Below are 13,626 nucleotides of genomic sequence, written 5' to 3'. Positions count from 1 at the left end.
GAACCCGCCGCACCTGCCGCGTTCCATCTCCACCGTTTGAGAGGAGGCGGTGCCGGGCACTCCATCCGTCTCCCCCCTTGTGGGGGAGATGGCGGCAGCCAGAGGGGGGCTTTCGCTCGGCAGAAGGGCATGCCCAAACAACGAAAAACCGGGCGCGCGGCGGCAGCCGCGGCCCGGTTTCCCAGAATGACTGCGCTTAAAGCTTGCTGTCGATGATGGCCGACATCTGGTCAACCGTCATTTCCCCTGCATAACGCGCGCCGTTGATGAAGAAGGTCGGCGTTGCGTTGACCCCGAAATCCTTCGCACCCTTCTCGCGAACCGCGTTCACATCATCCAGAAGCTTCTGGTTCGTCAAGCAGGCGTTGAAGCTCTCCTGTGTAAAACCGGCAAGCTTGGACATCTGCATCAGCGAGGCGCGCTTGTCATCGGCTGCGGCCCAGCTCATCTGCTGCTGGAAGAGAACGTCGACGAAGGGGAAATACTGGTCGGCCGGGGCGCAGCGCGCCAGCATGATGGCGGCGGCGGCAACCGGGTCAAGCGGGAATTCGCGAAGGATGTAACGCACCTTGCCGGTCTCGATATATTTCGTCTTGATGCCCGGGAACGTGTCCTTCTGGAAGCGGGCGCAATGCGGGCAGGTCATCGACATGTATTCGACGATGGTGACCGGCGCATCGGCCTTGCCGATCGACATTTCCGGCAGCGGGCCGGGGGCCATCAGCTTGGCAACGTCAACCGTGCCGTCGGCTTCCGGAACCTTGGCGTCCGCCGTGGTCGAGGCGGTCTTGGTGTTGTCGATGCCCGGATTTGCGTCCTTGGCTGCGCTCTCCTTGTTCTCGTCCTTGCCGTTGCAGGCGGCCAGAACGGCAGCGGAAGAAGCAAGAGCGATCCCGCCGAGGAGATGCCGCTTGGTCAACATGAGGTTGTTCATCGTCAATTATCCAATTGTTTGAAGCATTGCTTCTCTAAAACGGTCCATTCCCGCTTTCAAGTCGCTCTTGACTGCACCTTTTGCCGATGGTCGGGCGCAAGTCAAAGCACAAATCATGAAAATTTCGACAGGATTGCGGTGATCGCCAGGTAAAAGCAGCCCCTCATCAACAAATCCCTTGAAAACCTTGAATTGCGCGCCGTTTCACCGGGAAATCACATTTTCTTGAGGTCTTCCTCGTTCGCCATTTGCAAGATTATCCGGCCGCAATAGCTTTCGGCTGCGAGACGACCCGATTGAAGTTGTCGAAGCGTTTCGAACAGGCGGGCGGCATAACACCGCCCGCCATTTTCCTGATCAGACCAGCTCTGCCAATGCAGACGGCTCGAAGCCGGCCAGATTGTCGAGCGAACCGGTGCGGACCTTTTCGACCCAGTTGGGATCGCTGATCAGAGCGCGGCCGACGGCGATCAGGTCGAACTCGTCGCGCTCCATGCGCGATGTCAGCTGTTCCAGGCCGGTGGAGGCGGCATTGCGGCCGGCAAATGCGTTGAAGAAGTCGTTCGAGAGGCTGACCGAGCCGACGCTGATCGTGGCTGCACCCGTGAGCTTCTTCGCCCAGCCGGCGAAGTTCAGGCCGTTCTCGCCGTCGATTTCCGGGAATTCCGGTTCCCAGAAGCGGCGCTGCGAGCAATGGAGCAGGTTGGCGCCGGCCTCGACCAGCGGTACCAGCCAGTCGGCCATGGCGTCCGGCGTTTCGGCGAGACGCACCGCATAGTCCTGCTGCTTCCACTGGCTGACGCGCAGGCTGACCGGCAGGTCGGGGCCGACGGCGGCGCGCACGGCTGCGACCACTTCGGCTGCAAAGCGCGACCGCTCCTTCAGCGTTGCGCCACCATAACGGTCGGTGCGCTCATTGGTGCCTGCCCAGAAGAACTGGTCGATGAGATAGCCATGGGCGCCGTGGATTTCCACCATGTCGAAGCCAAGGCGCTTGGCGTCCGCAGCGGCGCGCGCAAAGGCGGCCACCGCATCGGCAATCGCCTCTTCGGTCATCGGCTCGCCGCGCGGCTTGCCGGGGGCAATCAGACCAGAGGGGCTATCGATCGGGTGACCGGGGTCCCAGTCAGGCTTGCCGATTGTCGAACCGGTATGCCAGATCTGCGGGCCCATGCGGCCGCCGGCGGCGTGAACGGCATCAATCACCAGCTTCCAGCCGGCAAGCGCTTCCTCACCGAAGAAGGACGGGATGTCCGGATGATTGCGCGACACCGGCCGCTCAATGACCGTGCCCTCCGACAAAATGAGACCGACATTGCCGGCGGCGCGCTTGGCATAGTAGTCGGCATTGTGGCGGCCCGGAACGCCGTTGGGCGCGAAGGTTCGGGTCATCGGCGCCATGACGATGCGGTTCTTCAGCTCGAGCGGGCCAAGGCGGAAAGGTCGGAAGAGGGTTTCATTGGGGGAGGTTGTCATGCGGGAGTACTCCATAGGCAGGAGCCGCATAGGTATGTCATCAACCCAAAAGGTCAAGCACCCTTACTTTCATTGAGGAATGAAAGACTAGCGCTGCGGCCGCTTGCGGCTGGAGAGCACGCCGCGGCCGAGCCGCATGATCGCCTCCTTCAGCTTGCCGTCATCCATGCCGTCGACCATGTCGTCGAGCTTGGAGGCGGCGATGGCATCGAGCGGGCGAAGCGGACGGGACCTCGGCTGCTGCGCGACCGGCTTCTGGACGATGCGCAACTGCCGGATCGCGGCAAAGCCGAAGAAGGAATTGATGCGGGCGATCAGCTCGCCCTGCGCATGGGTGAGGAAGAGCGCGCGGGAGCCTTCGCAGGCAACTGTCAGCACGCCGGGCTGCGGCTTGCCGCCGCCCGCCTCGTCGCGGCGCGGCCAGGCGATCTTTTCCGGCCGAGTGCAATCGGCAAACTGGGATCCGGCAATTTCAGGCCATGAGCCAAGAAGCGCGGTGCTGATGCCGGCACGGCGCGCGAGAACGGGGTCGATGAGGCCATTGGCCACATCGGCGATCTGCTGCGCGCCCCGTCGTCTTTCCACCATGTTTATTGTCCCTTGCACCGGTTCTGCTTGAACCTCGCGTGCTGCGTCGGCACATATAAACCAATTCCGGCAAGAGTGCGAACCGGATTCGCTTGTGGAATTGTGTGAAAACAAAAAGATAGGCGCCCCGGCTGAAGCGGGGTGCGTGAAACCGGCTTTCCGGTGACAGACAGGACGGAGCTCCAGACTTTGCAGAAAGACCTCAGTGAAGTCCTGGTCGCGTGGTATGACCGGCACCATCGCGAGCTTCCATGGCGGGTGAGCCCCGCGGCGGCCAGCAAGGGCATAAGGCCCGATCCCTATCGCGTCTGGCTGTCGGAAGTCATGCTGCAGCAGACGACGGTCGCCGCGGTCAAAGCCTATTTCGAGAAGTTCACGACGCTCTGGCCGACCGTCAACGATCTTGCAGCCGCACCCACAGAGGATGTGATGAAGGCCTGGGCGGGGCTTGGCTATTATGCCCGGGCGCGGAACCTGAAGAAATGCGCCGAGGCCGTTGCGCATGACCATGGCGGCATCTTTCCCGACACGGCCGAAGCGCTGAGGGCACTGCCGGGGATTGGCGACTACACGTCCGCAGCCATCGCAGCGATTGCCTTCGACCGGCCGGCAGCCGTCATGGACGGCAATGTCGAGCGGGTGATCTCGCGGCTCTATACGATCGGCGAGCCCCTGCCCGGTTCCAAGCCGGCGATGAAGGTGCGCGTGGTCGAGTTGACGCCATCTGATCGGCCAGGCGATTTCGCGCAGGCGATGATGGATCTGGGCGCAACGATCTGCACGCCGAAACGGCCTGCCTGCGTGCTCTGTCCGCTCAAGGACTATTGTCAGGCGCTGAAAGAGGGCGAGCCGGAGCTTTATCCGGTCAAGGCGACAAAGAAGGCGCGGCCCGTGCGCGTCGGCTCGGCCTTCGTCGCGATCAATGGCAAGGGTGAGGTCCTGCTTCGCACGCGGCCGGCGGAAGGCCTGCTCGGCGGCATGGCGGAAGTGCCCGGCAGCCGCTGGACGGCGCGCGAGGATGGAGCGACCGACCTTTCCGCCGCCCCCTTCCCGGCCGACTGGAAGCCTGCGGGGATCGTCACCCATGTCTTCACGCATTTCGAACTGCGGCTGAGCGTCCATGTCGCCGAAACGGAAGGGCTGCCGATCGATCACGGCTTCTGGCGTGAGATCGAAAATCTTGATCGGGAGGCGCTGCCCACTGTCATGAAAAAAGCAATTGAGGCGGCTATCCCCGGCGCGTTCTGACCCGGGGTTTCCCGGTCCCTGTCCAAAGGCTTCCAGAAAGGTTCCGCATGAAACCCGAAATCCGCCACATCGTCTTCGATATCGGCAAGGTGCTGATCCATTACGATCCCGACCTTCCGTTCAAGCGGCTGATCCCCGACGAGGCCGAGCGGCGCTGGTTTTTCGAGAATGTCTGCACCCATGACTGGAATGTCGAGCAGGATCGCGGCCGGACATGGCCTGAAGCCGAGGCGCTGCTGATTGCGCAGTATCCGGAGCGCGAAGAGCATATCCGCGCCTTCCGCAGGCACTGGCACGAAATGGTGCCGCATGCCTATGACGGCAGCGTCGCGATCATGAAGAAGCTGATCGCCGACGGGCACGACGTGACGATGCTGACGAATTTCGCAGACGACACGTTTGCGCAGGCGCAGACGATCTTCGAATTTCTGAATGCGCCGCGCGGCGTGACGGTGTCGGCCCGCGTCGGGCTGATCAAGCCGGATGCGGCAATCTACGAAACCCATGCCAACGCCTTCGGCCTCGATCCGAAGGCATGCCTGTTCATCGACGACAGCCCGCCGAATGTCGCGGGTGCTCAAGCCTGCGGCTGGCAATCGGTGGTCTTCACCGGCGCCGACAAGCTGCGGCAGGACCTCGCCGGATACGGAATTGCGGCGTAGGCTGGATTTTCCGTCGCCATTGCCCTCAATCCGGCTTTGGTTTAAAGGGCGCGCAATTGCCGCATCGCGCGCCTTTACACCCCCATTGGAAACGTCTGGACCATCATGAACGGCTTCGACCTCATCATTTTCGATTGCGACGGCGTGCTCGTCGATTCCGAGATCATCGCAGCGCAGGTTGAATCCGCGCTTCTGACCGAGGCGGGTTACCCGATATCGACGGAAGAGATGGCCGAGCGTTTCGCCGGCATGACCTGGAAGAACATTCTTCTGGCCGTCGAGACGGAAGCCTCCATTCCGCTCTCGGCTTCGCTGCTCGACAAGTCGGAAAAGCTGCTCGACCAGAAGCTTGCCACCGACGTCAAGATCATCGAGGGCGTCAAGTTCGCGCTCTCGCGCATCACGCTGCCGCGCTGCGTCTGCTCCAATTCCAGCACGCAGCGGCTGGACGCCATGCTGACGCGCGTCGGGCTGAAGGCCTATTTCGAGGGGCATGTCTATTCGGCGAAGGATCTGGGGCCGGATCGGGTGAAGCCGAAGCCGGACATCTTCCTGCATGGCGCGGCCCAGATGAATGTGAGCCCGGCCAAGGTCGTCGTGGTCGAGGATTCGGTTCATGGCGTGAGCGCCGCGCGCGCCGCCGGCATGCGCGTCATCGGCTTTACCGGCGCATCGCATACCTATCCCTCGCATGCCGACCGGCTGACGGAGGCCGGCGCGGAGACCGTGATCGCCCGCATGTCGGAACTGCCGGCGATGATCGAGGCGCTGTCCGGCTGGCGCGAACTGGTCTGAGACGACTTCACAGGACATCAAATGCAAAACGGGGCGTGTCGAACACGCCCCGTTTTGCATTTGAAGGAAGAGAGCTGGCCGCGTCGAAGGCGCGGCTTATTTCTTCTTTTTCTTCGTATTGGCTTTGTCGGTGCCGTTGTCGAAGCCGACATAGATCATGGCGGTGTCTGCACCGGCCGGAATGGTCACGTTGTCCTTGCTGAAGAGGAACTGCCCAGCAGGCTCGGTGGTCGGCAGCGGCGCTTCGAAGGGGACGAGTTCCGAATAGAGAACCTTGTCGCCATCGGTGACGGCAACGCGGATCGGCAGCTTGGCATTGCCCTTGGCGCCAGCCTGGCCGAGAACGATGCGGCCGGCGACCTGCACGGTGATGACCATCTGGCCACCTTCGAGACGGCACTGGCGTGTCGTGTTGGCGATGGAGGCCTGATACATCAGCTTGGCCTGGTCCATGGTGCCATCGGGCTGGGCCTTGGTGCCGCCGACATAGGCGTCGTGATAGGCCGTGCCGTCGCGAAGCACGATGCGCGGGCAGTTGCCCTGGACGACGGCCGGCTGGGGCGCCGCCGTCTGCGTGGCGCCGAGGCCAAGCGCATTCTTCGTATCTGCGGTACTGCAGGCCGCCAGCATGCCGAGAAGCGACGCGGCAACCAAACCTTTCGAAACCAGACCAAACGCTGTCATGTCACACCTTCACGAAACCTTGCCTGCATCATGCCGGCCAGCTCTTTCGGCTCTTGCCGTTTGCTCTGATTTATCGCGTCCTTTAGCGAAATGGAAGCTGTTCTCCCCCTTATACCTTGCCCAACTCATGCATTTCTGCAGGAAATACCAAGGATAAAGCGCTTCCAGCCCGCGCCGAAAGCCTCTATAGCAGCAATCGAAAATCTCCGGGCGCGGCAATGCGCCCCGGCACGACGCCTGCAGATGAGGACTAGGGAAGTGAAATACATTTCGACGCGCGGCAATGCGCCCGTTCTTGGCTTTTCGGATGCGCTTCTGGCAGGACTGGCTGCTGATGGCGGCCTTTATGTCCCGAAGGAATGGCCGCATTTCTCCAAGAAGGAGATCCGCAAGCTGCGCGGCAAGTCCTATCAGGATATCGCAGAAGCGATCGTCACGCCCTTTGTCGGCGGCGACATCGAACAGGCCGATCTTCGCCGGATGATCGACGAGGCCTATGCCACATTCCGCCACCCAGCCGTCACGCCCCTCGTCCAGACGGATGCCAATGTCTTCATCATGGAGCTGTTCCACGGGCCGACGCTTGCCTTCAAGGATGTGGCGATGCAGTTGCTCGCCCGCCTGCTCGACCATGTTCTGACGGAGCGCGGCGCCCGCGCGACCATCGTTGCCGCCACCTCGGGCGATACCGGCGGGGCCGCCATCGAAGCCTTTGCCGGGCGTGACCGCACCGACATCTTCGTGCTCTTCCCCGAAGGCAAGGTTTCGCCGGTGCAGCAGCGCCAGATGACGACGGCGGCCGCCTCCAACGCGTTCCCGATTGCGGTCAAGGGCAATTTCGACGACTGCCAGAACCTCGTCAAAGAGATGTTCAACGACGTGAAGTTCCGCGACAAGGTCCAGCTGTCGGGCGTCAACTCGATCAACTGGGCGCGCATCATGGCGCAGGTGGTCTATTATTTCACCGCAGCCCTTGCTGTCGGAAGCCCCGACCGGAAGGTGTCCTTCACCGTTCCGACCGGCAACTTCGGCGATATCTTTGCCGGCTATGTCGCCAAGCAGATGGGCCTGCCGGTTGCCAAGCTGGTCATCGGCACGAACGAGAACGACATTCTCGCCCGGACGCTGAAGACCGGTCGCTATGAGATGCGCAGCGTCAAGGCGACCATGTCGCCCTCGATGGACATCCAGATTTCCTCGAATTTCGAGCGGCTTCTCTATGAGGCCTCCGACCGCAACGCGGGCGAAGTCGTGCGCTACATGGGCGGGCTCAAGCAGTCGGGCGCCTTCGACATCGAAGAGAAAACGCTGAAGGCGATCCGCAAGACCTTCAAGGCGACACGCGCCTCGGAAGCCGAGGTGAAGAAGACGATCAAGACCGTGCTCGCCGAAACCGGGTATCTCGCCGATCCGCACACGGCTGTTGCAATTCACGCCGCAAAGCGCAATCTAAAGACGGATGCGCCGATGATTGTCCTGTCCACTGCTCACCCGGCCAAGTTCCCGGCGGCGGTGAAAAAGGCCAGCGGTATTGACCCAGCGCTTCCGTCGTGGCTTGCTGGTCTGATGGACAGGGAGGAGCGCTTCGATGTCCTGCAAGCCGAGCTTGATGCCGTCGAGGCCTATATCGGCGGGAAAGCCCGGATTGCCGGAAATTGAAGGCCGGAAAGTGTGTTGATGAAAGTTGAGTGCACCAAGCTTCCGTCGGGTCTGACGGTTGTCACAGAAAACATGCCGCATCTGGAAAGCGTGGCGCTCGGCGTCTGGGTGAAGTCCGGCTCCCGCAATGAAATGGCGGATGAGCACGGCATTGCCCATCTTCTCGAACACATGGCCTTCAAGGGAACCGCCAAGCGGACCGCCCGGCAGATCGCCGAGGAAATCGAGAATGTCGGCGGCGAAGTCAACGCCGCGACCTCGACCGAGACGACCTCCTATTATGCCCGCGTACTGCGCGACGATACGGCGCTGGCGCTCGACATCCTTGCCGATATCCTGACCGAATCCTCCTTCGACGAGGACGAGCTGGAGCGCGAGAAGCACGTCATCCTGCAGGAAATCGGCGCGGCCAACGACACGCCCGACGACGTGGTCTTCGACCGCTTCGCCGAGACAGCCTTCCGCGACCAGACGATCGGCCGCGCCATTCTCGGCACGCCGGACACGGTGCAGTCCTTCACGCCCGACCAGATCCGCGCCTATCTCGGCCGCAACTACACGACCGACCGCATGTTCGTGGTTGCCGCCGGTGCGGTCGGTCATGACGCGATCGTCAAGCAGGCCGAAGAGCGTTTCGCTTCCATTCCGCAGCGGCCGACGCTTCTGCCGGTCATGGAACCGGCACGCTACACGGGCGGCGATTTCCGCGAGACGCGCGACCTGATGGATGCGCAGATCCTGCTCGGCTTCGAGGGCCGCGCCTATCATGTCCGCGACTTCTATGCCTCGCAGGTTCTCGCCAATATTCTCGGCGGCGGCATGTCGTCGCGCCTCTTCCAGGAAGTGCGCGAAATCCGCGGGCTCTGCTATTCGGTCTATGCCTTCCACTGGGGCTTCTCCGACACCGGCATTTTCGGCATCCATGCCGCAACCGGTGCCGAAGACATGAGCGAGCTTGTGCCGGTGATCCTCGAGGAACTGCGCAAGTCCTCCGACAATATCCGGCAGGAAGAAATCAACCGGGCCCGCGCGCAGATCCGCGCGCAGCTGATGATGGGCCAGGAAAGCCCGGCCGCGCGCGCCGGCCAGATCGCCCGGCAGATGATGCTCTATGGTCGCCCGATCTCCAACACGGAGCTGATGGAGCGCCTGTCCGGCATCACGACGGAGCGACTGACCGACCTTTCCGGCCGGCTCTTCTTCGATACGAAGCCGACGCTTTCGGCCATCGGGCCGCTCGATCGTCTCGCGCCGCTGTCGGACATCACGTCGTCGCTTTCACATAGTGTCGTCAAGCAGAAGTCGGCGTAAAGCCGCCAGGGCCCGGTCTCGGCAAACGAAGACCTGACCAAACGAATCCATTGGGGGTCCGAAGTCATCGATGCAGGGATCCATGTTCCGTTTTCTCACGCGCCCCAATGGCGCCGTGAAACTGAGCGACGGCAAGCACCTGCTGCGCATGCCCCGCTATGCCGATTTCGATGAATGGTGGGCGCTCCGGCGCGCAAGCCGGTCCTTCCTGCAGCCCTGGGAGCCGACCTGGAGCGCGGATGATCTGACCGAACGGTCCTTCCGCGCCCGCGTCAACCGCTACGAGCAGGAATATTCCGCCGGCACGGCCATCACGCTCTTCATCTTCGGCGAAAGTGACGAGCTGATGGGCGGCATCACCATCGGCAATATCCGCCGCGGCGCATCGCAATCCTGCATGATCGGTTACTGGATGGGCGAGCGTTTTTCAGGCCAAGGCCACATGAAAGCCGCATTGAAGCTGACAGTCCACCACATCTTCGACCGGCTTCAGTTGCACCGCATCGAGGCAGCCTGTATCCCGGAGAACCATCGCAGCATCGGCCTGCTCGAAGGCACCGGCTTCCGGCGCGAGGGCATGCTGCGCGACTATTTGAAAATCGACGGCCGGTGGCGCGACCATGTGCTGCTCGCACGTCTGGCAACCGACGATATTGGAAAAGACTTCATTGATGATTCCGGCCTCTATCGCGCGAACAGTCATGCGTAAGCTGCCGCTCCAGGCCCTGTTTCTGACGTTTCTCCTCGCGGTCTTCGCGTTGCAGTCCATGGCTCCGGCCTTTGCGGCAGAGCCGGTGAAGATCTCGCGCGAGGACAATGCGCTCGACCTGACGAAGACGACCGAAATCTACCGCAACCAGGGCAATGTCTTCCAGGTTTCGACCGCAGCCGGCGCCGACGGCATCGTGCGGCGCATCGAGGTACGCTCGTCGGACAACAAGCACCAGGGCGACTGGGCGGTGTTTGCGCTGGCCAACGTGTCGGACCAGCAGCTCGACCGCGTCATCGTCGCCCCGCATTTCCGTCTGGTCAATTCGCGGCTCTTCTGGCCCGACCTCGGCTCGCAGCGCATCATCTCGATCACGCCGTCCGAAGGCTTTGCGCTGGATCGCGAGCCAAGCTCGGAAGCGGACGTCTTCTCGATCACGCTGAACCCCGGCGCCGTCGTCACCTTCGTGGCGGAGCTTTCGACGCCCGACCTGCCGCAGCTCTATCTGTGGGAGCCGGACGCCTACAAGGACACGGTCAACGCGTTTACGCTCTATCGCGGCATCGTGCTCGGCATTGCCGGCCTGCTGGCGCTGATCCTGACCATTCTCTTCGTCGTCAAGGGTACGGCGATGCTGCCGGCAGCAGCGGCCCTCGCCTGGGCGGTGCTCGGCTATATCTGTGTCGACTTCGGCTTTCTCGAAAAGCTCGTCAGCCTGTCGTCCGGCGACCAGCGAATATGGCGCGCGGCAACAGAAGTGGGCATGGCGGCCAGCCTTGTACTCTTCCTCTTCTCCTATCTCAACCTCAACCGATGGCACACGAACCTCGTCTACGCGACGCTTGCCTGGATCGGCGGGCTCGGGCTCCTGGCGGGTGTGGCGGTCTATGACCCGGCGATTGCGGCCGGCGTGGCGCGGCTCTCCTTCGCGCTGACGGCAGCGGCGGGGGTGTTCCTCATCCTCTTCCTCGGCATCAAGCGCTATGACCGCGCCATCCTGCTGGTCCCTTCATGGGCGCTGCTGATTGCCTGGCTGGTTGCCGCCTGGATGACGATCACCGGCCGTCTGGACAACGACATCGTGCAGCCGGCGCTGGGGGGCGGCCTCGTGCTGATCGTGCTGATGATCGGCTTCACCGTCATGCAGCACGCCTTTGCCAGCGGCGGCTTCCACAACGGGCTCTTCTCCGATCTGGAACGGCAGTCGCTGGCTCTGACGGGTTCGGGCGACACGATCTGGGACTGGGACGTGGCGCGCGACCGCATCGTCACCATTCCCGACGTTTCGCTGCATCTCGGCCTGCAGCCGGGCACACTGCATGGCCCCGTCCGCAACTGGCTGCCAAACCTGCACCCCGATGATCGCGACCGGTTCCGCGCGACGATGGACGTTCTGCTCGAACATCGCCGCGGCAAGCTGAACCACGAGTTCCGCGTCCGCGCGCAGGATGGTCACTATCACTGGCTGGCCGTGCGGGCACGGCCCGTCGTCGGCTCGACCGGAGAGGTCATCCGCTGCGTCGGCACGCTGATCGACGTGACGGAGGAGCGCAACTCGATCGAGCGGTTGCTGCGCGACCCGCTGACCGACAACTTGACCGGCCTGCCGAACCGCCAGCTCTTCATCGACCGCATCCAGTCGCTGCTGTCGATTGCCAGCGACCAGAACCCGATCCAGCCGACAGTGCTTTCGATCGGCATCGACGGCTTCAAGAGCGTCAACGACCGGCTGGGCATCGCCGCCGGCGACAACATCCTGATCGTGCTGACACGGCGCCTGCGGCGTCTCCTGAAAACGCAGGACACGCTGTCGCGCATTTCCGGCGACCGCTTCGGGATCGTTCTGGTTTCGGAGACGGAGACGCAGAAGGTCGCCGATTTTGCCGATGCGATCCTCAGGAGCATTTCGACGCCGATCGACTTCGCCAACCAGGAAATCGTGCTCTCGGCCTCGATCGGTCTCGCCTCCTGGCTCGACCAGTCGCAGGACGGGGCCGGCCTTCTCGCCGACGCAGAGCTGGCGATGATCCGTGCCAAGCGCGAGGGTGGAAACCGCGTCGAGCCGTTCCGCCCGGCCTTCCGCACCGCCGGCAGCGATGCGCCGGAGCTGGAGACCGACCTGCGCCGGGCGCTGGAGCGCAAGGAACTGACGATGGTCTACCAGCCGATCGTCGACCTCGCCTCGCGCCGCATTGCCGGTTTCGAGGCGCTGATGCGCTGGGAACATCCGCGCCGGGGCGATGTCTCGCCCAATGAGTTCATTCCGGTCGCCGAAGATTGCGGCCTGATCCATCAGGTCGGCCTCTTCGCGCTGGAGCGCGCGGTTGCCGATTTCAGCCTCTGGCAGCAGCTCGGCGGCGATCTGCCGATCTTCATTTCGGTCAACATGTCGAGTGCGCAGCTGATCAACAGCAGCATCTGCGACGACTTCCGCTCGGTCGTTGCCAAGAACCGCTGCCAGCCGAGCCAGGTGAAACTGGAACTGACCGAGACCGTGCTGATGGAAAATCCCGAGCAGTCGCGGATGATCCTGAACCGGCTGAAGAGCATGGGCTTTTCGCTGGCGCTCGATGATTTCGGCACCGGCTATTCCGGCCTCGGCTATCTGACCAAGCTGCCCTTCGACACGATCAAGATCGACCGGTCGCTGGTGGCCAACACCACGCCGACGGGACGCACGATCCTCGTGTCCGTGCTCAACATGATCAACAAGCTGGACATGGTGGCCGTGGCCGAGGGCGTGGATACGGACGAAGTGGCGGCCAAGCTCAGCGAACTCGGCTGCACCTATGGCCAGAGCTATCTCTTCGGCCCGCCGATCACCGCCGACATGGCGCAGCGCCTGCTGAGGGAGCGTTTCCCGCTGGTGGGAGCGAAGGGGTAAGGCCCTTCTGCGGTGAGCGGGAAAAGGCTTGTGACCTGGCCTCAATTTCGTAATACTGTGTATTACAGAATTTGGAGGCTCGCATGCCCAAGCCGGATCTTTCCGACCCGATCACCCTCAGAGTGCCTGTCGAAGTTCTCGCAGATATAGAAGCCATCGCCGAAGCCACGGAGCGTTCGCGCAGCTGGGTCATCGTGCGCGCGCTTCGAACCTATCTGATGAATGAAGGCGGCGATGTTCTGGCGGCGCTCAAGGGACGGGAGCAGATTGCGGAAGGCGAGCACGAGGATATCGATGACGTGATTGCCGACGTGGACCGGATCATTGCCGGAAAGGTCGCATGACGCCGGTCAGGCTCTCCAAAAATGCGGCGAACTACATAAGACGGGAAGCAGACTATCTCCGCCAGCGCAATCCGGCAGCCGCCAGAGGTTTTTCTTTGGCCATCAAGGACGCGAAGCGAACGCTGCAGAGTTTTCCGCAAGCCGGCAACAAAATGCATGGCCTTCAGATCGCGGGGGGCCTGACACTGGTCATGGGCGACTATCTTCTCGACTACTCTTATGACGGCAAGCAGGTCGATATTGTTGCGGTCCGCCATGGTAGGATGGTTACGCCGGCCCCCGACGCGGACCTCGACGGAGATCTCTAACCCGGAACGCCTTGCATTCAAGGT

General features: G+C 62.5%; 13 protein-coding genes. 9 read left to right on the top strand and 4 right to left on the bottom strand.

Features of this window, described 5'->3' with window-relative positions:
- Positions 1 to 196: 196 nt before the first annotated feature.
- The 3 genes from LQK84_RS08630 to LQK84_RS08620 form a co-directional block, all read right to left on the bottom strand.
- On the bottom strand, positions 197 to 934 hold the full coding sequence (locus tag LQK84_RS08630) for a DsbA family protein (protein WP_230828280.1): 738 nt from the start codon (positions 932 to 934) through the stop codon (positions 197 to 199).
- 357 nt (positions 935 to 1,291) lie between these two features.
- Positions 1,292 to 2,410, bottom strand: a complete 1,119-nt coding sequence (locus tag LQK84_RS08625) for an oxidoreductase (protein ID WP_230828279.1) — start codon at positions 2,408 to 2,410, stop codon at positions 1,292 to 1,294.
- Between the two features lie 87 nt (positions 2,411 to 2,497).
- Positions 2,498 to 2,998 (bottom strand): DUF721 domain-containing protein, encoded by a 501-nt coding sequence (locus LQK84_RS08620; protein ID WP_230828278.1) that lies wholly within the window; start codon positions 2,996 to 2,998, stop codon positions 2,498 to 2,500.
- A gap of 189 nt (positions 2,999 to 3,187) precedes the next feature.
- Between LQK84_RS08620 and mutY the strand changes: the two genes are divergently transcribed.
- From mutY to LQK84_RS08605, 3 genes are all read left to right on the top strand, one after another.
- The gene (gene mutY, locus LQK84_RS08615) at positions 3,188 to 4,246 is read left to right on the top strand and encodes an A/G-specific adenine glycosylase (protein WP_230828277.1); all 1,059 of its coding nucleotides are present in this window, start codon (positions 3,188 to 3,190) and stop codon (positions 4,244 to 4,246) included.
- Positions 4,247 to 4,293: 47 nt separating this feature from the next.
- Positions 4,294 to 4,908 carry an HAD family hydrolase gene (locus tag LQK84_RS08610; protein WP_230828276.1) on the top strand — a complete coding sequence of 205 codons (615 nt, stop codon included), beginning with the start codon at positions 4,294 to 4,296 and terminating at the stop codon, positions 4,906 to 4,908.
- Between the two features lie 105 nt (positions 4,909 to 5,013).
- Positions 5,014 to 5,703: an HAD family hydrolase gene (locus tag LQK84_RS08605; RefSeq protein ID WP_230828275.1), complete on the top strand. Its 690-nt coding sequence runs from the start codon at positions 5,014 to 5,016 to the stop codon at positions 5,701 to 5,703.
- 96 nt (positions 5,704 to 5,799) lie between these two features.
- On the opposite strand, the gene LQK84_RS08600 is transcribed toward LQK84_RS08605, so the two are convergent.
- Positions 5,800 to 6,387, bottom strand: coding sequence for a hypothetical protein (locus LQK84_RS08600; protein WP_230828274.1), 588 nt, complete (start codon positions 6,385 to 6,387; stop codon positions 5,800 to 5,802).
- Between the two features lie 243 nt (positions 6,388 to 6,630).
- On the opposite strand from LQK84_RS08600, the gene thrC reads away from it, so the two are divergent.
- The 6 genes from thrC to LQK84_RS08570 all read left to right on the top strand — a co-directional run bounded on the left by thrC (position 6,631) and on the right by LQK84_RS08570 (position 13,602).
- Positions 6,631 to 8,046 (top strand): threonine synthase, encoded by a 1,416-nt coding sequence (gene thrC, locus LQK84_RS08595; protein WP_230828273.1) that lies wholly within the window; start codon positions 6,631 to 6,633, stop codon positions 8,044 to 8,046.
- Positions 8,047 to 8,061: 15 nt separating this feature from the next.
- Positions 8,062 to 9,357 (top strand): M16 family metallopeptidase, encoded by a 1,296-nt coding sequence (locus tag LQK84_RS08590; RefSeq protein WP_230828272.1) that lies wholly within the window; start codon positions 8,062 to 8,064, stop codon positions 9,355 to 9,357.
- 70 nt (positions 9,358 to 9,427) lie between these two features.
- On the top strand, positions 9,428 to 10,066 hold the full coding sequence (locus LQK84_RS08585) for a GNAT family N-acetyltransferase (protein WP_230828271.1): 639 nt from the start codon (positions 9,428 to 9,430) through the stop codon (positions 10,064 to 10,066).
- Positions 10,059 to 12,950, top strand: coding sequence for an EAL domain-containing protein (locus LQK84_RS08580; protein WP_442966923.1), 2,892 nt, complete (start codon positions 10,059 to 10,061; stop codon positions 12,948 to 12,950). Before LQK84_RS08585 ends, LQK84_RS08580 begins: the two co-directional genes overlap by 8 nt.
- Positions 12,951 to 13,033: 83 nt before the next feature.
- Positions 13,034 to 13,294, top strand: coding sequence for a CopG family ribbon-helix-helix protein (locus tag LQK84_RS08575; RefSeq protein ID WP_230828269.1), 261 nt, complete (start codon positions 13,034 to 13,036; stop codon positions 13,292 to 13,294).
- Complete coding sequence (locus LQK84_RS08570; protein ID WP_230828268.1) at positions 13,291 to 13,602, top strand: type II toxin-antitoxin system RelE/ParE family toxin; 312 nt, start codon at positions 13,291 to 13,293, stop codon at positions 13,600 to 13,602. The genes LQK84_RS08575 and LQK84_RS08570 overlap by 4 nt, the downstream gene beginning before the upstream one ends.
- The last annotated feature ends 24 nt before the right edge of the window (positions 13,603 to 13,626 follow it).

The organism is Rhizobium sp. C4, from assembly GCF_021026315.1.
Taxonomy (GTDB): domain Bacteria; phylum Pseudomonadota; class Alphaproteobacteria; order Rhizobiales; family Rhizobiaceae; genus Ensifer_A.
Note: the sequence above shows the minus strand (reverse complement) of the source record. Positions and strands in the feature narration are given on the sequence as shown.